The sequence below is a fragment of the Neobacillus sp. GCM10023253 genome (genome assembly GCF_042653105.1).
Lineage (GTDB): Bacteria > Bacillota > Bacilli > Bacillales > Cytobacillaceae > Neobacillus > Neobacillus citreus.
In genome coordinates, this window is record NZ_JBHSHV010000015.1 from 120389 (window position 1) to 140929 (window position 20541).

The window sequence follows — 20541 nt, forward strand, 5'->3', positions numbered from 1 at the left end:
GCAATGTATGGCTTTCGAATTGTCGATAAACTCCAAAAAATAGATGAAGATATCAACCGCAGTCAATTGAAATACCATCACAAACGTGTTCTTGTGAGCAAAGAATTCACATTTGATGCTGCCCATCATTTGCATTGCTATGAAGGCAAATGCAAAAACCTTCATGGCCATACGTATAAAGTCATTTTTGGAATCAGCGGCTACGTTGATGACCGTGGCTTGATGATGGATTTCGGGGACATTAAAGACATTTGGAAAAATGAAATTGAAATTCATCTGGATCATCGCTATTTAAATGAAACCTTACCGCCAATGAATACCACAGCCGAAAACATGGTGGTCTGGATTTATGAAAAGATGGCTGAGGCGCTTACGAAAGAAGAGCGGAAGAATCAGTATAGTGGCGCAAGAGTGGAATTTGTCCGGTTGTTTGAGACACCAACAAGCTATGCGGAAGCTAGACGGGAGTGGATGGAAGTTGAGTAAAATACCCGTAATGGAAATTTTCGGACCTACCATCCAAGGGGAAGGGATGGTCATCGGCCAGAAAACGATGTTTGTAAGAACTGCTGGCTGTGATTATTCCTGCAGCTGGTGCGACTCCGCCTTTACCTGGGATAGCACCGGTAAAAATGAAATTAGAATGTTGGAAGCGGAAGAAATCTGGGAAGAGCTGAAAAGAGTCGGCGGCAAAAGTTTCTCCTTTGTCACGATCTCAGGCGGGAATCCTGCGTTATTGAAAAATCTCGATGAATTCATTAAGATCCTAAAAGATAATCAAATAAAAATTGGTCTCGAAACCCAAGGGAGCAGGTGGCAGGAGTGGTTTTATGAGATTGATGAATTAACCATTTCACCCAAGCCGCCAAGCTCGAAAATGGAGACGGATTTTGATATTTTAGATGAAATTATTGGGAAACTTAAACAAAATGATGTAGCACAACAATATAGCTTGAAGATTGTGGTATTTGATGATCTTGATTATGAATATGCTAGAGCCGTTCATTTTCGTTATCCGAAGGTTCCCTTCTTTGTACAGGTTGGTAATGATCATCTGTCAACAATGGATAATCAGGAGCTGCTTCTGCATCTTATTAATAAATATGAAAGACTGATAGACAAGGTCATGCAGGACTCCGAAATGAATAATGTGAAGGTTCTTCCGCAATTGCATACTTTTTTGTGGGGAAATAAAAGAGGAGTTTAGGTGAAAAAACAGGCGATGTCCATGGCGGCATCGCTTTTTATTTGTTTTTTACCATCACAATCAAACTGTTTATAAAACTATACAACTGTGTTTTTTTTATAACATTTGTTCAAGGAGAAACTGTATATATATGTGGTCAGAAAGTATGTGCCACATTTGTAATAACTGGTACAATTCTTGCATTTCTTAAAGTAGGTATTGAAACCATAGTTAAGGAGGATTCTGAACATGTAAGATTGGAAGGCAATCGGATAAAAAAATAAACCTTTTTTAATCGGAATGAAGACTTTTTAACGTAAGTAAAAATGGAAGCGATTTCATGTATTAAGGAGTAATTTGAAAAAATGGGGGGAAGCTCATGAGTGAAATCACCATCTTAAATCGAGTGGCCATCGGCGATATTGTGCGCAGGACGGCAGCCAAAAATCCAGCCAAAACGGCCATCATTTCAGGGGATAAAAGGATTTCCTATCAAGAGTTTAATGAAGATTGCAACCGCTTTGCTCACTACCTGTTGGACCTTGGGTTAGAAAAAGGAGATTCGGTTGCCACTATCTGCGGAAACAGTTGGCAGTTTCTGGTTGCCATTTTTGGAATCGCAAAGGCCGGTTTGGTTTGGGTTCCGATTAATCCAGGGGTATCCTTTAACGAAAAGTCGTATATTCTTGCGGAGGTACGTGCAAAAGTCCTCATCTGTGACGAGGTATTTTTACAAGACAAAAAAGAAGAATTTTCAAGCATGTGTCCGGAATTACTCATTATTGGAAAGGGTGCCACAGAGGCTGAAAAATTTGAGCATGCCTTAAATTCCAACCAAACGGAAGAACCGGAAGTTGAGATTTCTGACCGTGACCTAGCCCAAATCATGTTTACAAGCGGAACGACTGGATCTCCGAAAGGAGTCCTCATTAACCATCAAGCTGTGTTTATTGCCAGTCTTGCTAATATTATCGAAGCGGGGATGGCGAAAGACGATATTGCGACGATGATGATGCCGGTGTTCCATTGTGCTCAGCACACGCTTGTCTCGTCCTTTTTCCACTTAGGCGCAACAGTTGTGGTAATCCAAGGTTTCGAACCGGAGTCTTTTATGAAAACAGTCGAGAAGGAAAAGATCACCTGGATGTTTGGCCTGCCGATGATGTACCGGGCATTTCTCTACCATCCTTCTTTTAAAAAATATAACCTATCAAGCCTGCGCTATTGCCTCTACGCCATGGCCCCTATGGACCGCAATACGCTGGAAAAAGGAATCAGTGAACTAGGCTGTGAGTTTGCATTAGGGTCGGGACAGACCGAAATGTATCCGGCTACCTGTGTGTTTAAACCTGAGGACCAGCTGCGAAAATCGGGTCCATATTGGGGGACAGCATCCTTAATAACGGACATCGCTATAATGGATGACGATGGAAACCTCCTAGGAAAAAATGAAGTGGGTGAAATCGTTCACCGCGGTCCGAATGTTATGGCCGGCTATCTCAATAATCCGGAAGAAACGAAGCGGTCACGGCAGTTCGGCTGGCATCATACCGGGGACTTAGGGTACTTTGACAAGGATGGGCTGCTGGTTTTTGTGGACAGGAAGAAGGACATGATTAAGACTGGCGGGGAAAATGTAGCATCTATTCAGGTAGAACAAGCGCTATTGTCTTATCCAAAAGTATTAAATGCGGTAGCAGTCGGTTTGCCGCATGAACGCTGGATTGAGGCTGTCACGGCGTTTGTTGTGTTAAAACCTGGGGAGGTAGCGACGAAAGAGGAAATCCTTAAACATTGCAAAGAACATCTAGGGACCTTCCAAGTCCCAAAAGAGGTGTTAATAGTAACCGAGCTTCCGCAGACAACGACCGGAAAAATCCAAAAGAATGTGTTGCGGGAGCAATTTAAAAATCTATATTCTAATAATCCAGTAGTTTAAAAGGGGGGATGTATTTGCAGGACTGGATTGTTCATAAAGTATTGGCGAATGCCGTTGATAAGTTCCCGAATAAGCCATTTTTAATTTATGAAGACCAACGGATTACTTATAAGGAACTGGATGACGTCACCGATGTATTGGCGTCGGCCCTAATCCAGGAGGGATTTGAGAGAGGCGACAAAATTGCCATTTTGGCGTTAAACCAACTGGAGTGGCTGTATACGTATTTCGCGGCAGCCAAAATTGGTGTCGGTGTGGTGGCCCTGAATGTCCGCTACCGAGATTCAGAGCTGGGGTATATGCTGAACAATTCAAAAGCAAAGGGGATTGTTTCCATTTCCGGCCATCAAGGCTTTAATTTTGCCCAATTTTTCGAGAAGTTTCAAGATAAGGTTCCGACAGTGGAAAAATATCTTTTCATAGGCTATGGGTTCGAAGGAAGTCTATCTTTTGACGAGTTGTTGGCTAGGCCGCTTGACCGGGGCAGGCTTGAGGCCGCAAAGCAAGCGGTGTTGGAAGAGGATACGGCTGTTGTCATCTATACATCCGGAACCACTGGAAAGCCAAAGGGGACAATGATCACCAACCGAAGTATTTTAGCCTCGGCTAAGGCCCAGGCAGACCATTTGTCGCTTGGGGCGGGGGATTGCACAGTAGGAAGTTTGCCGTTAAACCATGTCGGAGGCATTACCTGTGCGGTTCATGCCTTATTAGTAAGTTATGGCAGTATTGTCCTAGTCCCTGAGTTTATTCCGGAAAAGATCTTGCAGGTTATTCATAAGGAGAGGCCCACCATTTTTGGCGGGGTGCCGACGATGTACCACATGCTATTAAACCATAAAAATATCAATAAATATGACCTTAGCTCCGTTAAGATTTGCATAGCTGGCGGATCCAACGTCGACCCTACCCAATGTGAAATGATCGAAACAAAATTTCCTAACGCCAAAATCATCAATTTATATGGTCTTAGTGAAACATCCGGTGCCTGCATCATGACCCGGCTAACTGACTCTCTTGAAAAAGTGCAGCAAAGTATCGGCGTTCCTATCGGCGATTTTAGCTTGATGATTGTCGATGCGGAACAAAAGGAGCTTGCAAGCGGCGAAGTCGGAGAAGTAGCGGTAAAGGGAGACTGCCGGGCGAAGGGGTATTTTGAACTGGAAGAAGAAACAAGGCTGGCATTTTCTGAGGATGGCTGGCTTTATACCGGTGACATGGGGTATCTGGATCATGAAGGGTATGTGATTTTAAAAGGGCGGAAAAAGGAAATGTATATTCAAGGCGGTTATAATGTCTACCCAGTCGAAGTGGAAAATATCCTGATGTCGCATCCGAAAATAGGTTTTGCCGCCGGAATTGGCGTGCCCGATTCATTCCTTGGCGAAGTGGGTCGTTATTACATTATCCCAAAAGAGGGGGCGACCATGACCGAAGAAGAGGTCAAATCATTTTGTCAGCAGCATTTAGCAGATTACAAGGTGCCGAGGCAGGTTGTATTTGTCAGCCAGCTCCCGCAGACACCAGCGGGCAAAATCCAAAAATCTGCGCTGAAGGTGCAATATTTGAAACAGCTGCAGTGAGGAAAAACAACCACATGGGTCTGTGCCAGTGTGGTTGTTTTTGTATTTTGTGGGGATGGGCAGCGATTCGCTGATAGAACCTGCACATTCGCCGACAGAAGTCGAAGATTCGCCGATAAACAAATAGAATTCGCCGATAGAACCTCAAAATTCGCCGATAGAGTGTAAAGATACACTCCAAAAAGGATTGGTTGAAGACGAAAACAGCCCCTAGGTAAAGCGAAACTCCAATTCTTCAATAATCTGATACCTTTTCATTTTCTGATATAGTGTCGTTCGGCTGATTCCTAGCAATCCGGCGGCTTTTGTGCGGTTTCCTCGGCATTTTTTTAAGGCTTGCAGGATTACTTCCTTTTCCGTTCGGCTAATGGATTGCTTCCGGTCAATAGGAAACTGGGACTCGGTTGTTTTAGATTTTGGAGAAAGTACCGGCTCTTGAGGCAGTAATTTCAATTCTTGTGGAAGATGTTCGATTTCAATCCATTCTGAACTACTGTAATGGAAGGCTCTTTCCAAGACATTTTCCAATTGCCTGATATTCCCTGGCCAGTGGTAGTGCTGCAAGCTGCTTGCTACTTCCGGCGAGACGCCGATGATGTTCCTTTTCGTTTTGAAATTAATTTTATTGATAAAATAGCGGCACAATAACGGGATGTCATCGAGTCGCTCTCTTAATGGCGGGATGTGTAAATGAATAACATGAATCCGGTAATAGAGATCTTCTCTGAATTTTCCCTGCTCTACAAGCTCCGCCAAGTCCTTGTTAGTGGCAGAAATAATCCGGACATTTACCTTTGTGGTTTTAGTGGCGCCGATTCTTTCAAATTCTTGTTCCTGCAGGACCCTCAACAGTTTTACTTGCAGGGAGACAGGCATTTCGCCGATTTCATCGAGAAACAGTGTTCCATTATTAGCCAGTTCAAACTTGCCGGGCTTTCCTCCTTTTTTCGCTCCGGTAAACGCGCCATCCGCATAGCCAAAGAATTCCGATTCCAGCAATTCCTCAGGGATGGCCCCGCAATTCACCTTAATAAAGGCGCCTTTGCAGCCTGATACCCGGTGAATCCCTTCGGCGATCAGCTCTTTGCCGGTCCCGCTTTCTCCGGTAATTAACACATTCGATAAAGATTTTGCCGCAATCACCGCATCCTGCTTGAATTTTTCCATTTGTGAATTCTGTGAGATGACGTGAGCAAATGGGTCCGTATCTTTGGAAATACGGGATAATTCTCCGCGGTAAAAAGAAATCTCACTTTCTAATTTTTCCATGTGAAAAAGAAGGTCTCGCCAAGCTTCGAGCTGCCGAAAAATGATTTTAAAAATGGCGCCCAGCTTTTGGCCATCCTGGTAGATGGGCATTTGCGCGACAATGCATTTCCGTTTGTTGATTTCAATAAGTTTTCCCTCAATTTTTTTATCCATTTTCAAGCTGAGTTCAGAAGGAAGCTGGGGTGCAATTTTTGAAATAGGGGTACCAAGAAGCTGGTCTTGCTGGTCAAAGGAAAACAAATCCAGAAACCCTTGATTGGCCATCGTGATCAGCCCGTGCTTGTCTGTGACAGCCACCCCATCGTAGGCAAGCTCAAGGGCGCTGTCGAGAATCTTCTTAAGCTGATTGGTCGTTTCCAATTCAGCAGCAATGATTTCATAGGAGGTGACGTCTCGCAAAACCACCATGGCGCCGGTAATACGGTTAAGTTCTCTGATAGGAATAAAGGAAGCGATTACTGTGAGGTCTTTAAAACTGAAACGTTTTGCCTGTTGAATTTGACCCGTTTTCATGGTCTCAATTAACCCTTTGCGGAAATCGGGAAGAAACAGGTCAATGGGAGCATTCAGCAGCGTTTTGCCGTTCAATTGCAGCAGGTCTATAACGGTGTGGTTAAAGGTTGTGATTTTTAGGTTGGAGTCTACGGAAATCACCGCATCCTGCAGGTTTTCAACCAGTGATTTCATGCGGTTCAGTGTATCTTCCAAGGCGGTCATGTTTGAGTACACCAAATCCAGCTTTGACATGATTCCAAATACATTTTGATGCTGGTCGAGGACGACGGCCTGACTGACATTGCCTTTGATCATAATTTCTCTTGCGTCAAGCAAAGTCTGGTCTTTTTGAATCGTGACAACGTTTTGTTTTATGAGTGGCCGAATGGAAGAATCTAGAGGTGTGTTTTCAAGCAACGCCCGATAAATCGCATTTTTATGTAGAATTCCAAGCAATTTCCTGTCTTCGGTGGTTACACAGCCGATGTCCACCCGATGGGATAAAAACGCAGAAATCGCGTCGCGTATCGTGCTTTCAAGGGATAACTGCACAAAATTGACGGTTGTAAAGCTGCTAACTTTCAATCGAAAGAGACACCTCCGCGTTAATCTGAAAATTAATACTTTTCATACATTTATAATTATAGCGCTTACATTTAAATAAAACAATCGCTACAGTGTACACATCTTTGAACAACTGTTCACTTTTGTGCACAAGGTGTTTATTTTTGCTAGGAAAATAGGGGATGTTTGGCTAAAAAAGGTTGGCACGTTTTTTGCAACATGTATATTGATACTCCTATTTAAGAGGTGAAGGACATGGCCTATGAAACGATCCTTTATGAAGAAATTGAAAACGTTACCAAAGTAACGTTGAATTTACCGGAAATGAGAAACCCGCTGACACAGGACTCGACAAGAGAGCTTACTTTGGCGATAAGGGAGGCGGACCAGAATCCGGAGATCCGCGCGATTATCCTTACTGGTGCCGGTACGGCGTTTTCGGCTGGCGGTAACCTGAATGATTTTAAAAAGAATTTCGAGAAAACGGCCCCGGAGCTTTATTTTGAAGGGCGCGAAAGTACGGAATTATTCAAGCTGGGTGCTGAAGTCACCACACCGTTGATTGCCAGCGTAAATGGGCCCGCCTTTGGGGGCGGCACTGGGTTAGTCGCAATGTGTCACCTTGCCATCGCTTCAACCGAAGCCAAACTTGGTTTAACCGAACTGCGATTGGGGCTTGTGCCGTTTGTGATTATGCCCTGGGTTCGGCGGGCAGTCGGCGACCGGAAAATGATGGAACTGATGCTGACTGCGGAGATTTTTACCGCGGAGCAGGCGAAGGAATTAAACCTTGTTCATCGGGTTGTAAATCCGGATGAGCTTGAGGTTGAAACGATGAAACTGGCAAGGCAGGTCGCAAGCTTTAGTCCGCTTGCTGTCAAATTGAGTTTGGATGCTTTTTTTACAACTGAGCAGATGGATTTGCTGAAATCATTTGATTATTTGACGACGCTTAGGCTTGTGTCGTTTATGAGTGAGGATTTAAAGGAAGGGGCATCCGCTTTTCTGGAAAAAAGACGACCGAATTGGGCGGGGAAATAGGGGGGATTTTGAATCGCTGATAGAAAAGGGGGATTCGCCAATAGAATGGTGGGAATCGCCAATAGAATCGTAAAATTCGCCAATTGAACGGAGAAATTCGCCAATAGAATGGTAGAATTCGCCGATAGCAAGCTGAGATTCGCTGATTGATAGGTGAAATTCGCCGATAGCACGGCAAAATCCGCCGATAGAACCCCGAAATTTGCTGATGTAATGTAATTTATATCAAAAAAAGCTGAGCACCGACTACTGAAAGGAGGAATTTGTCATGAAAAGGGTACGAATTGGGGCTGCCCAGGGTTTTTATGGGGACAGCATCGAAGCGGCTGTTGCAACCGCGGCAAAAGGGAATGTGCAATATCTTTGTTTCGACGCCCTGGCTGAGCTGACGATGGCCATCCTCGTTAAGGATAAACGAAAAAATGAGCAGGCCGGCTTCACCAAGGATTTGCCGCTGCAAATGAAGGCGCTGCTTCCATTTGTAAAGGAAAAGGGTATTAAGCTGTTAACGAATGGCGGCGGCATCAACCCGCTTGGCGCTCAACAGGAAATTTTAAGAGTAGCTAGAGAAATGGGGATGAGCGGTTTAAAAGTCGCGGTCGTGACTGGAGACAATGTATTGGACCGAATCCCTGAGTTTCTTGAAAAGGGGTATTCTCTCAATCATCTCGAAACTGGTGAGGCAATCGAAAAGGTTAAAGACAGATTGGAGTTTGCCAACGCCTATATCGGTGCCAAGCCGATTGTCGAAGCATTACGGGCCGGCGCAGATATCGTTGTTACTGGACGGACGACGGATACCGCTCAGTTTTTAGCGCCGTTAATCTATGAATATGATTGGAAAGAAGACGAGTGGGATAAGCTTGCAAGCGGGATTTTTATGGGGCATTTGCTCGAGTGTTCGGCGCAATCAACAGGCGGGAATTTCAGCGGCAATTGGCAGGATATCGAAGGCTTTGATCGAATGGGCTACCCGATTGCCGAGGTATCGGAAAATGGTGACTTTACCATAAGTAAGGTTGAGGAACAAGGAGGCCTAGTCACGGTTGATACGGTAAAAGAACAGATGCTTTACGAAATTCACGATCCGTCTGCCTATATTACCCCAGACGTCATCGTCGATCTAACCGGCGTTCATTTGGAAAATAGCGGGCTGAATCAGGTGACGGTGACAGGGGTGAGAGGTAAACCGCGGACAGATACATTAAAGGTCGTCATGGGTTATGAAAACGGCTTTGCCGCGCAAGTAGTTGTCGGGTTTGCTTGGCCAGATGCCTTACGAAAAGCAAAAAAGGTGGATGAAATCATTCGCACGCAGCTGGAGAGGTACCGGTGGAACTATGAGGAAGTTCGCACAGATTTCCTTGGATACAACTCCTTAAGTGGTCCTCTCGCTTTTGAACCTGAGCAGGAATTAAATGAGGTGTATTTACGGATGGCGGTCAAAGCAAAGACGAAACAGGAAGCGGCACGTTTTAGCAGACTCTTCCCGCCGCTGGCATTGAATGGTCCTCCATCGATGAGCGGTTTTACGGGCAACTCTTCTCCACGGGCGTTACTCGGGATGTGGTCGACACTGATTCCACGGAGTGAGGTTGAAAATCTTGTGAAAGTTGAACTGCAGGAGGTGTGAATAATGGCCATCGTCAAGCTGAGAGACATCGCACAAACTCGTTCCGGGGATAAAGGAAACATGGTGAATATCGGTGTGTTTGCCCCGAACCCGGCCATCTATCAAATTTTTTTAGAAAAACTAACTACTGAGCGGGTGAAAGAGCATTTTATAGGACTTGTGGAGGGAGAAGTGGCCCGCTACGAACTGCCAAACATTCTTGCGCTTAATTTTGTTTGCAAGGAGGCATTAGAGGGAGGCGGTTCAGCCTCATTAAGGCTGGATAATCTCGGCAAGTGCTTTGGTGCGAATATGATGCGGCTCGAATTAGAAGTGGATGATTCTTTATTAGCAGAACTAAGAAAATGAGGTGAACAAGTGATGCCATATGAACCATATTTTACGGAAGAACATGACCAGCTTCGAAAAATGATTCGTAAATTTGTAGAAAATGAAATTGCGCCGTATGTGGATGAATGGGAGGAACAGGGGGAATTTCCACGCTCCGTCTTTACGAGAATGGGGGAACTGGGGCTTCTTGGTTTGCATTATCCTGAAGAGGTTGGCGGCCAAGGCGGTGATTATTTTTCCGGAATTGTCCTGGCGGAGGAATTGAATAAATGTGGCTGCGGCGGTGTTCCGATGGCAATAGCTGTCCAAACTGATATGGCCACGCCGCCGATTTATAAGTTTGGAACTAAGGACCAGCATGAACGCTTCCTCAAACCGGCTCTGAGAGGGGAAAAGATTGCGGCCATCGGGATTACCGAACCGAACAACGGCTCGGATGTCATGGGGATTCAAACGCGGGCCAGAAGAGAAGGCGACGAATGGGTCATTAATGGGGCGAAAACCTTCATTACCAATGGGACGCGGGCAGATTTCATCACTCTCGTTACGAGAACATCTGATGATCCGGGTCCGAAGGGAATAACGTTGTTCTTAGTGGAGACGAATCGTCCTGGTTTCTCTGTCGGGAAAAAGCTCGACAAGGTCGGAATGCGTTCTTCTGATACAGCAGAGCTGATTTTCGATAATGTCCGTGTTCCTCATGAAAACCTGCTGGGGGAAGAGGGTAAGGGCTTTTATCAAATCATGTGGCAGTTGCAGGGTGAGCGCATGGTTGGCGCGGCTGGCGCTATCGGTGGTGCTGAACATTCCTATGAAATGGCGCTTAACTATGCCAAAACAAGAATTGCCTTCAACCAGCCAATCGGCAATTTCCAGGTCATAGCCCACCTGCTTGCCGAAATGAAAACGCAAATTGAGGCATGTAAGGAATTGACCTATGCGACTGCCTACCGGTTCTCAAAAGGTGAGGTGCCGTCCAAAGAAATCTCGATGACAAAATTGGCAGCCGCACAGATGTCGCATTGGGTCGCGGACCGCGCACTGCAAATCTTTGGCGGAAATGGCTATATGTCGGAATATCCGATCGAACGTGCTTGGAGGGACAGCAGGCTGCCGAGAATTGGCGGCGGCACGGATGAAATTATGAAGGAGATTATTGCGAAGCAGATGGGGTTATAAAAAAGGTAACTTTAGAGGGTTTGGGTGGGCTGATTAAAGAAATATTACCTGATTTTTAGAAGGAAAATCGGTCATGAAATAGGGTTTGGCGGATAACTATTAATATTTAGCGGAAATTCGTAGAGTTTCGGCGGATAAGTCTCTGGAATTGGCTTCAATACATTTACAATTTTGGCGGATTAGTCTCCCAATTCGGCGGATACCAATGAAAGAACCAGCCTAAAAGAAGGAAAAGGAGGGGTACGATGGGTTACTGGATTTTTACGGACGAACATGACATGTTTCGGAAAACGGTTCGCTCCTTTGTGGAAAAAGAAATAACTCCCAATATTGAGCAATGGGAAAAAGACGGGCAGACTCCGAGAAGCTTATATAAACGAATGGGGGAGATGGGCTTTCTTGGGATTAAGTTTCCGGAGGAGTATGGCGGCAGTGGTCTTGATGTTGTCATGGAAGCTGTTTTTACAGAAGAACTCGCAAGAGGCGGGGCAGGCGGGGTCGGTGCGGCGATTGGTTCACATACAACCATTGCCATGACCAATATTTGGCGTTACGGGAATCACGAACAAAAGCAGAAGTACCTCGTACCAGGGATTAAAGGGGAGGCCATCTCAGCACTGGCGGTAACCGAGCCAGGTGGCGGGTCCGATGTGGCCGCCATTAAAACGACTGCTAAAAAAGATGGCGACTATTATGTCCTGAATGGTTCGAAGACCTTCATTACGAATGGCGTAAACGCAGATTATGTGATTGTTGCCGCGAAGACAAAGGAAGGGCCGCAGCATCGCAATATAAGTTTATTTATTGTTGAGACTAATTCAGATGGTTATTCGGTTGGAAAAAGCCTGAAAAAATTAGGATGGCGCTCTTCAGATACCGGGGAACTTTTTTTCGACAATGTCATCGTGCCGAAAGAAAACCTGATTGGTGAGGAGAATGAAGGCTTCGTTTATATAATGAAAAATTTTCAGTATGAGCGGCTGATTCTTGCGTTGGGCTGCATCGGCGCAGCCGAGAAGGCGCTCGAGCTAACGGTCCATTACAGTAAGGAAAGAATCCAATTCAACAAGCCACTCTCAGAGTTTCAGGTGCTGCGCCACAAGATGGTCGACATGGCTGTCGATATTGAAAAAGCTAGGAACCTTACTTACCGGGCTCTTTACTTGTACAGTCAAGGGAAAAACTGTGTCACGGAAGCGACAATGGCAAAGGCAGTTGCCAGCGAAATGGTGAATCGTGTTTGCGACCAAGCGGTGCAAATTCATGGTGGCAATGGGTATATGATGGAATACCCGATTCAGCGGTTGTGGCGTGATGCCAGAATTCAAACTATAGGCGGCGGCACGACACAAATCATGAATGAAATACTTACCAAACAGCTGGGGATCCTCACACCTGTGGAAGTCCCTGCGAATAAGGGCCCGAAGTCTTAAAAACCAATCCAAATCTAAGCTTGCAATCTCAAAAACTACCAAAGGAGTGCTGACCTTGGAACGTGAACGAAAAATCCTCGCGGAACGTGAACGCATTTATCAGGGAGGACCTGACCACGACAAAATAAAGAAGATAGGAAAACTGTTTGTCCGGGATCGGCTTAGGCTCTATTTTGACGATGAACAGCCCTATTATGAAACCGGTCTGTTTGCCAACGCCACAAAGGAAAAGTTACCTGCGGACGGGGTAGTAACGGGCACAGGCAAAATCAATGACCGGCTTGTATTTTTCATGGCCAGCGACTATACCGTTAAGGCTGGCTCCATCGGCAAATTCCATGGCGAGAAAATCCTGCGGATTCAAGAGGCAGCGATTCGCGGCAGACGGCCGATTGTCTATATGATTGATTCCTCAGGAGGAAGAATTGACGAAGCCGGCGGCTACCATGTAGAGAAGTATTCAGGCGGGAAGATTTGGTATAACCACAGCATGCTGTCCGGACGTGTCCCGCAGATTGCTGTGCTTTACGGTCCATGCTTTGCAGGGACCGCCTATATGCCGGTTTTTTCCGACTTTGTCATCATGGTCGACAAAATTTCTGGAATGGCGATTGCTTCGCCAAGAATGGTACAAATGGCGACAGGACAGCAGGTGGATGTCGAGGAACTGGGCGGAGCCACAATGCACACAACCAAAAGCGGGTCGGCTGACTTTATCGCGAAATCTGAAGAAAAAGCAGCCGAGCTTGTTAAGAAACTACTAAGCTACCTGCCTGATCATTTTGACGGAAAGCTGCAGGAATTTCCGGCTAAGGAACCAACACGAAATCCAGCCGAAATAGACAATATTATTCCTGTCGAACCAAACCGCGCCTACGATGTCCGGAAATTAATCGAATCGATTGTTGACGGTGACAGCTTCCTTGAAGTCAAAGCCAATTATGCAAAGGAGCTGGTGACCGGTTTTGCCCGCTTGAACGGGAAAACGGTTGGAATTGTTGCTAATCAGCCACTTCATAAGGGGGGAGCCATTTTTCCAGAGTCATCGGATAAAGGTGCTAAATTTGTCTGGACTTGTGATGCCTACAACATTCCGCTTCTGTATTTATGTGATACCCCTGGGTTCATGGTCGGCACAAAGGTAGAGCAGGAAGGAATTCTTCGCAAAGGCCGGAACTTTATTTTCGCAAGCTCTGCGGCCAATGTTCCGAAAATGTGCGTGATTGTCCGGAAGGCTTATGGCGCGGGGATTTATGCGATGGCAGGTCCGGCCTATGAACCGGATACGACGATTGCCCTGCCGTCCGCGGAAATTGCCATCATGGGTCCTGAAGCAGCGGTCAACGCCGTTTACTATAACAAAATAAAAGCCGTGGCCGACCCGGAAGAGAGGGCAGCCCTAGTGCAAAAGCTGCGAGAGGAATACCGGGCAAGCTACGACATTATCAAGCTATCAGGCGAGCTGGTCGTAGACGATTTGGTTGTCCCAAGTGAATTGCGCCAGGAGCTGATCCACCGCTATGAAACATTCGAAAACAAAGATTTCCCGCTTCCGGCGAAAAAGCATTCAACCATTTTAAGTTAGGAAAAAGATTAGGGGTGTTGGGTATGGTTCAGGGAATCGGAAATTGGCTTGTGAAACATTGTAAGGTCCGTCCGGATAGACTGGCGCTTGTCTATAACGAAAAACGGTTTACGTACTTAGAATTTAATGAACGGGTCAATCGGCTGGCTAATGCCCTTCTTTCCTTAGGGGTAAGGAAGGGCGATCGGGTCGATGCCCTGCTTCTTAACACGAATGAAATGCTCGAAGCGGTGTTTGCCTGCGCGAAAATTGGCGCTATCTTTGTGCCCATCAACTTCCGTTTAAGTGCCGAAGAAGTCCATTATATTGTCAATGATTCAAGGGCCTATCATTTTATTTATGACAGCCGGATGAGGCCGCTGGTAGATCAGCTGCGAATGATGAAATCCAGTTTGCTTGAATACATCCACGTCGGGAACCAACCGCATTATGATGATTTGCTTTATGAAAAGTTGCTGGAGGAAGCGTCACCGGTTGAGCCTGGCTTTGAGATTGGGATCGATGACATCCATTTAATGATGTACACGTCTGGCACAACCGGCAGGCCGAAAGGGGCAATGTTAAGCCACGGTAATACCCAATGGAATGCTATTAACTTCATCCACAATACCCCTGTTGATTATTCTGATACGACGCTTGCCGCGGCGCCGCTGTTCCATATTGGCGGTATGAGCGTGTTTACGTTGCCGCTAATCTATAAGGGTGGCGCAAATATTTTAATTGATGGTTTTGACCCGGTGAGAATTTTACAAAAAATCAATGATGAACAGGTAACCACCTTATTCCTAGTCCCGGCGATGTGGCAGGCGTTAATGAGTGTTCCTAATTTTGATGCCTACGATATTTCGTCGCTTCAATTCGCCGTTTCCGGCGGGGCGCCTTGTCCGATTACCGTGATTGAATTTTTCCAAAAACGGGGAATTCCGTTTTATGAGGGATTTGGGCTGACGGAAACGGCTCCGTTTGTCAGTATTCTAGATAAAGAGAATACCATCCGCAAGAATGGCTCGGTCGGGAAAGAACCAATGCACACCACAGTTCGCATAGTCGACCCGCTTGACCGGGATGTGCGGCCAGGCGAGGTGGGAGAGCTGATTGTGAATGGTCCGAATGTGATGGTTGGCTATTGGAATAAACCGGACGAAACGAAAGAGGCGATTCGAAACGGCTGGTTCTACACAGGCGACTTAGCCAAATTTGATGAGGATGGGTTTATTTATATTGTCGACCGCAAGAAGGACATGATCATTACCGGCGGGGAGAACGTATATCCAATTGAAATTGAGCAGGTTCTGTACCGGCATCCGAATATCTGCGAGGCCGCAATTATTGGATATCCGGACGAAAAATGGGGCGAATCGATAAAAGCGGTGGTCGCCTTAAAGGATCACAGCCAAACGTTAACAGTCACAGACTTGATACAATTCCTTGATGGAAAAATTGCTCGCTTTAAAATTCCGAAGCAGCTGGAAATTGTCGAGGCACTGCCTCGTAATGCGACCGGAAAAATATTAAAAACCGTCTTAAGGCAAAACAATTCGAAAGGGTGATATAGGTGTACGATAAATACTTTGATCATTTTGAACTAGGTGAAAAGTGGGAGTCACGTGGTAGGACGATTACGGAAACAGATCTTGTCATGTTTTCCGCCCTGACAGGAGACTATTATCCGCTTCATACGGATATTGAATATGCAAAAAATACAATTTTTAAGCAAAGAATTGCCCATGGAATGCTGGTGCTGTCGTTTGCGGTGGGTTTAACAAAGATGGATCCGAAAATCGTGGTGGCAAATTACGGCATTGATAAACTGCGCTTTATCCAGCCTGTCTTTATTCACGATACCATCCATGTCGAACTAGAAGTCATCGATCTCCAGGATAAAGGGAATGGCACCGGTGTCGTCACAGTCAAACAGTCGGTCGTCAAACAAACCGGCGAACAATGCATTGTCGGAATTTCGAAAGCCTTGATTAATAAAAGGCAGCCTGTATAGAAATACCAAGAGAATAGGAACAACGTGCTGGGAATAGAAATTCCCAGTTTTTTTATGTTTTTTTAAAAAATTTCAAAATTTTGTAAACGAAACTGCATCTATTTACGTCTAATTACTTTGGAGCATATTTATGCAGAAAAAGCGGGCAGTGTATAGCCCAAGCTAGAGGTGATGGATTGAAAAGGTTAATAGAGTGGCCGGTTCGGCTGGTTTTGATGGTTTTCGGGTTTCTTTTTGTCTTTAATCTGCCATCGTTAATTGGAATTGGTAACACCTTAACGTTACACCCGGATACTTTTTGGAAGTATGTGCAAGAGAATATTCAACAATTAATTCAGTTTGGAGACACAAGTTACATAGACCTGTTTAATGAGCAAAGTCTGCCGGAAGGTTATGCTTATACCATTTCAATATTCGCTTCATCGCTGGTAGCTGTTATTGTATTTGGACTGTTGGCTGCCATGTTTGTCCATATAATGCCGAAAAAAATCGGTGGATTTATAAAGCGCGGAATTAACTTTTTTGAAGGCGTTCCTGATTTAATGGTTATTTTTATCATTCAGTTCTTTGTTATTACGCTATATAGAGAAACGGGTTTGAAGTTTTTGCAGCTTTACGGAGTATTTGGTGCAAGACCTTATGTGGTCCCTGTTGTCACGGTTTCCTTTCTTCCAGCGATGCTGTTTGCTCAGTTTATCATAAAGGTACTGGAGGAAGAGAAGGTAAAGGATTATGTTCAATATAGCAGGGCAAAAGGGCTTAGTTCATTAAGAATTCTGATTGTACATATGCTTCGCAACACTTTTCCGTTATTTATTTTGCAATTAAGAACGAGTATTTGGGTCATTCTCTCTAATATATTTTTAATTGAATTCCTGTTTACCCTTCCAGGGTTAACAGGAATCCTTCAATTGATCGTCATGAGAGGCGGCAGTTTCCTTGGACTAGTCATCTGTCTGCTGTTATTTATTTTGCCGCTTTTAGTGATTGAGGTGCTTAGTCTATTTGCTATCAAAGCTGTAAACAGAAAGGAGAGTGCAAGCATATGAGAGGTTTCCGAAAAACCACCATCGGCTCAGCAATTCTGCTTCTTCTGCTCATCGCAAGTTTCCTATACCCGTTGTATGGACCGGCCGATTTTGATAAAAATGGCCTGATTGTCAACGAAGCGGGAAAGGTCATAGGTCGTGCCCCGTTTCCGCCTTCTGCAGAGCATATTTTCGGAACAGACCGGAATGGCCAAGATCTGTTATTGCTTTTGCTATATGCGGCAAAATTCACTTTAATCACAGCCATTGGTGTGGCTTTCCTTAGAGTAATCATCGGTGGACTTTTAGGCGTTTTTATCTCACTTTGGGCACCATGGTTAAAAAAATATGTCATTGATATTTTTACTGTCTTTCGATTTGTTCCGGCTACTTTTCTAGGGATAGTATTGATGATGCCAGTCATGGCCCATATTGAAAGGCCGCTATCCACTGTCGTTACCTATCAAATTCTGATGCTGATATTGCTAGGCATTCCATCAGTTTTAGTATTTACGACTGACTTGATTGAGGAGTTAAAAACCAAATCGTTCATTACAACTTCTTTGTTGATGGGAGCGGGCAGGTATCATATTTTAAAAAGACATTTCTTCCCTTATTTTCGCTCCTATGGCATTCTATTTACGGTTCAACAATTATTAACTACTTTACAGGTAACCATGCATCTAGGTATCTTCGGCCTTTATCTAGGGGGCCAAACGGTTGGTGGAATTGTAGGGTATGATGATCCGCCGCCGAAACCTGCATCCGTGTCAAATGAGTGGGCAGGTTTAATTGGACAAAGTTTATATGATTTCATCCAGTATCCCTGGACCATTTCGTTCACTATTTTAGGATTCTTCGTGATTATCCAGATTGTCAATATGATCAAAAAAGAACTGGAAGAAAATATAGCAGGTATATCGTATATGAAACAAAAGAAGACACTAGTTCAAACATCGGTTCGTAAGACAGGTAACCAGGCTCCGGAGCAGTTTGTTTTTGTCAAAGAAAAAAAGAGTTTAGGTTCGTAGATAAATGTATAATGAAGTTGAATCTTTAGTTCATCACAAAGGGAGCAGGAAATATGAATAGATTGCAGGATGCATATAAAGAAACTCCATTTCAAGTGAACGGCCATGGTCCTAGAAAAATCCAAGTTTTCAAGGAAGCCTTTGAAAACCTTGATGGACAGCTTGAAAGTGAAATGTATGGGAAGGGGAAGTTGATAGAGGACTTCCAGGAAAAAATGGCGTCTGTTTTGGGAAAAGAGGCTGCGGTATTTTTTCCAAGCGGGACAATGGCGCAGCAAATCACGATGCGAATTTGGTGTGATGAAAAAGGCTTAAAAAAGGTCGCCTACCATCCGTTGTGCCATATAGAGGTGCATGAAGATGACGGATTAAAGGAGCTCCATCAGATTGAATCCGTTTTGTTAGCAGATAAAACTAGAGTCATCGAATTTGAAGATGTAACAGGCATGAAGGAAGAGGTTGCTTGTGTACTTTTGGAATTGCCACAAAGGGAAATAGGCGGGCTGCTGCCTGACTATCAAACACTCGAGGCGATTTCTGCTTATTGCAAAGAAAAAGGAATCATGCTGCATTTGGACGGGGCACGACTGTTTGAAATTCTTCCTTATTATGAAAAAAACGCTGCGGAAATTTGCAGCTTTTTCGACAGTGTGTATATTTCTTTTTACAAAGGAATTGGCGGGATTGCTGGTGCGGTTCTGGCAGGTGATAATGACTTTATTGAGAAATCCAAGGTGTGGAAAAGACGCCATGGCGGGGATCTAATCAGTCTTTATCCGTATTATCTGAGTGCCGATTATTATTTTGAAAAACGGATTGGGAAAATGAAGCAGTATTATGAGGAAGCAAAAGAGCTCGCTGGATTTTATAATCAGTGTTATGGCGTCTCCACTAAGCCGGAAGTGCCGGTTTCAAATATGTTTCACGTCCATTTCGATGCCCCAAAAGAAGTGATGGAGCTGATATTAACGGAAATCTGTAAGGATGCCGATGTGGGGTTATCAAGCTATGTAAGAGAAGTGACGGAGACGATCAGTTATTTTGAAGTTAGTATTGGGGATTTGTACGAGAAACTTCCTCATGAAAAATTAACGGATGCTTTTAAATTATTGGATGCAAGAATGAGGGCAAATTCTGATAAGACTTGAACTTTTAAAGACTGAATAATAAAACCTTTCTAACATATCCTAAGTTTGTTTAGGAGGTGATTAGATTGGCAAATCAAAGAAATAATCAACATAATGATAATAGCATTTCCCAAAGTATTAAAAATACGGCAGGGTCCGCATTTGAAACAGTGCACAATGCTTTAGAAGCAACCGAGAATGCAGCTATGAAAACAGTAGACGCCGCAAGTAACGCCGTCAGTAATTTAACCGAAAACAGGTCCGCTCAAAAAGATGGATTCCGTTATGATTACAATGATGCTTCGGATTTTAACGATTAAATGAATGATGGAATCATCCATTACATTTCCGGAATATTAGAAAAAACTAAGGTCCGAAACCAAAATGGCTTCGGACCTTAATTTTTCATGGATCTATTTTTTAGGAATTTCGCACCCGTTCTCGTCACAGCTTAGACCGCCGTCCTGGTCACCCAAATCCGTAATGGCTGATTCTTCTGCTTTAATCTGATTCAAAGCTTGGATAAATGTTTCGGTCGGCTGGGCCCCAGTAAGCGAGTATTTTTTGTTTAATATGAAAAATGGGATGCTGCGGATGCCGTATTGCGCAGCGAGACCTTCGTCTTCGCGGACTTCCCCGCTCATGTCAGTGCTGGATAGCATTTCTTTAACAGATTCGCCGTTAAAACCAACTTCCTCCGCCAGCTGCACGAGTGTAGTATGATCCCCGATATGTTTTCCCTCTGTAAAATAAGCACGCAGGATGCGGTCGGTCATTTCATGCATGAGGCCTTGTTTGTTGGCGAACATCACTAATCTGTGAGCATCAAAAGTGTTGGTTAGAATTTGTGTGTCAAAGTTAAACTCTAATCCAACCTCAGCAGCCATTTTTTCTAAGTTACGGCTATTGGCTTTGGCTTGCTCCACGCTCATGCCATATTTTTTTGATAAAGCTTCATAAATATTATAGTCTACATCCCGCTTCGATGTTGGATCGAGTTCAAAGCAGCGGTATACAACCTCGACAGGGAAATTTACCTTCTGAATAGCGTCCTCCAGACGCTTTTTGCCAATATAGCAAAATGGTCAAGCGAAGTCAGTCCACATTTCTATTAACATGCGA

General features: G+C 44.6%; 18 protein-coding genes. 16 read left to right on the forward strand and 2 right to left on the reverse strand.

Features of this window, described 5'->3' with window-relative positions; genetic code table 11:
- The first annotated feature begins 3 nt into the window (after positions 1-3).
- The 4 genes from queD to ACFPA1_RS19210 all read left to right on the forward strand — a co-directional run bounded on the left by queD (position 4) and on the right by ACFPA1_RS19210 (position 4708).
- Entirely contained in the window at positions 4-486 is a 483-nt protein-coding gene (gene queD, locus ACFPA1_RS19195; protein ID WP_378584802.1) for a 6-carboxytetrahydropterin synthase QueD, read from the forward strand.
- On the forward strand, positions 479-1207 hold the full coding sequence (queE, locus tag ACFPA1_RS19200; RefSeq protein WP_378584803.1) for a 7-carboxy-7-deazaguanine synthase QueE: 729 nt from the start codon (positions 479-481) through the stop codon (positions 1205-1207). Before queD ends, queE begins: the two co-directional genes overlap by 8 nt.
- A gap of 358 nt (positions 1208-1565) precedes the next feature.
- On the forward strand, positions 1566-3125 hold the full coding sequence (locus ACFPA1_RS19205; protein ID WP_378584805.1) for an AMP-binding protein: 1560 nt from the start codon (positions 1566-1568) through the stop codon (positions 3123-3125).
- A gap of 14 nt (positions 3126-3139) precedes the next feature.
- Positions 3140-4708, forward strand: a complete 1569-nt coding sequence (locus tag ACFPA1_RS19210; RefSeq protein WP_378584806.1) for a class I adenylate-forming enzyme family protein — start codon at positions 3140-3142, stop codon at positions 4706-4708.
- Between the two features lie 210 nt (positions 4709-4918).
- Here the strand turns inward: ACFPA1_RS19210 and ACFPA1_RS19215 are convergent, their stop codons facing one another.
- Entirely contained in the window at positions 4919-7057 is a 2139-nt protein-coding gene (locus tag ACFPA1_RS19215) for a sigma 54-interacting transcriptional regulator (RefSeq protein ID WP_378584808.1), read from the reverse strand.
- A 234-nt stretch (positions 7058-7291) separates the two neighbouring features.
- On the opposite strand from ACFPA1_RS19215, the gene ACFPA1_RS19220 reads away from it, so the two are divergent.
- From ACFPA1_RS19220 to ACFPA1_RS19275, 12 genes are all read left to right on the forward strand, one after another.
- On the forward strand, positions 7292-8077 hold the full coding sequence (locus ACFPA1_RS19220) for an enoyl-CoA hydratase/isomerase family protein (protein ID WP_378584810.1): 786 nt from the start codon (positions 7292-7294) through the stop codon (positions 8075-8077).
- A 268-nt stretch (positions 8078-8345) separates the two neighbouring features.
- Positions 8346-9710 (forward strand): acyclic terpene utilization AtuA family protein, encoded by a 1365-nt coding sequence (locus tag ACFPA1_RS19225; RefSeq protein ID WP_378584812.1) that lies wholly within the window; start codon positions 8346-8348, stop codon positions 9708-9710.
- A gap of 3 nt (positions 9711-9713) precedes the next feature.
- Positions 9714-10058, forward strand: a complete 345-nt coding sequence (locus ACFPA1_RS19230; RefSeq protein WP_378584814.1) for a hypothetical protein — start codon at positions 9714-9716, stop codon at positions 10056-10058.
- A gap of 12 nt (positions 10059-10070) precedes the next feature.
- Positions 10071-11219 (forward strand): acyl-CoA dehydrogenase family protein, encoded by a 1149-nt coding sequence (locus ACFPA1_RS19235; protein WP_213145452.1) that lies wholly within the window; start codon positions 10071-10073, stop codon positions 11217-11219.
- Between the two features lie 245 nt (positions 11220-11464).
- Entirely contained in the window at positions 11465-12652 is a 1188-nt protein-coding gene (locus ACFPA1_RS19240) for an acyl-CoA dehydrogenase family protein (protein WP_378584816.1), read from the forward strand.
- 46 nt (positions 12653-12698) lie between these two features.
- Positions 12699-14237: an acyl-CoA carboxylase subunit beta gene (locus ACFPA1_RS19245; RefSeq protein ID WP_378584818.1), complete on the forward strand. Its 1539-nt coding sequence runs from the start codon at positions 12699-12701 to the stop codon at positions 14235-14237.
- A 23-nt stretch (positions 14238-14260) separates the two neighbouring features.
- Positions 14261-15787 carry an acyl-CoA synthetase gene (locus ACFPA1_RS19250; RefSeq protein ID WP_378584820.1) on the forward strand — a complete coding sequence of 509 codons (1527 nt, stop codon included), beginning with the start codon at positions 14261-14263 and terminating at the stop codon, positions 15785-15787.
- 5 nt (positions 15788-15792) lie between these two features.
- Positions 15793-16233: a MaoC/PaaZ C-terminal domain-containing protein gene (locus ACFPA1_RS19255; RefSeq protein ID WP_213145456.1), complete on the forward strand. Its 441-nt coding sequence runs from the start codon at positions 15793-15795 to the stop codon at positions 16231-16233.
- A gap of 176 nt (positions 16234-16409) precedes the next feature.
- On the forward strand, positions 16410-17282 hold the full coding sequence (locus ACFPA1_RS19260; protein WP_213145457.1) for an ABC transporter permease subunit: 873 nt from the start codon (positions 16410-16412) through the stop codon (positions 17280-17282).
- Entirely contained in the window at positions 17279-18292 is a 1014-nt protein-coding gene (locus ACFPA1_RS19265; RefSeq protein WP_213145458.1) for a hypothetical protein, read from the forward strand. Before ACFPA1_RS19260 ends, ACFPA1_RS19265 begins: the two co-directional genes overlap by 4 nt.
- 53 nt (positions 18293-18345) lie before the next feature.
- On the forward strand, positions 18346-19440 hold the full coding sequence (locus tag ACFPA1_RS19270; protein ID WP_378584823.1) for a threonine aldolase family protein: 1095 nt from the start codon (positions 18346-18348) through the stop codon (positions 19438-19440).
- 65 nt (positions 19441-19505) lie between these two features.
- Positions 19506-19739 carry a hypothetical protein gene (locus tag ACFPA1_RS19275; protein ID WP_213145460.1) on the forward strand — a complete coding sequence of 78 codons (234 nt, stop codon included), beginning with the start codon at positions 19506-19508 and terminating at the stop codon, positions 19737-19739.
- Between the two features lie 93 nt (positions 19740-19832).
- Here ACFPA1_RS19275 and ACFPA1_RS19280 read toward each other — a convergent pair whose 3' ends face one another.
- A complete protein-coding gene (locus tag ACFPA1_RS19280) occupies positions 19833-20492 on the reverse strand; it encodes a DsbA family oxidoreductase (protein WP_378584980.1) in 660 nt (219 codons plus the stop codon).
- Positions 20493-20541: the final 49 nt, after the last annotated feature.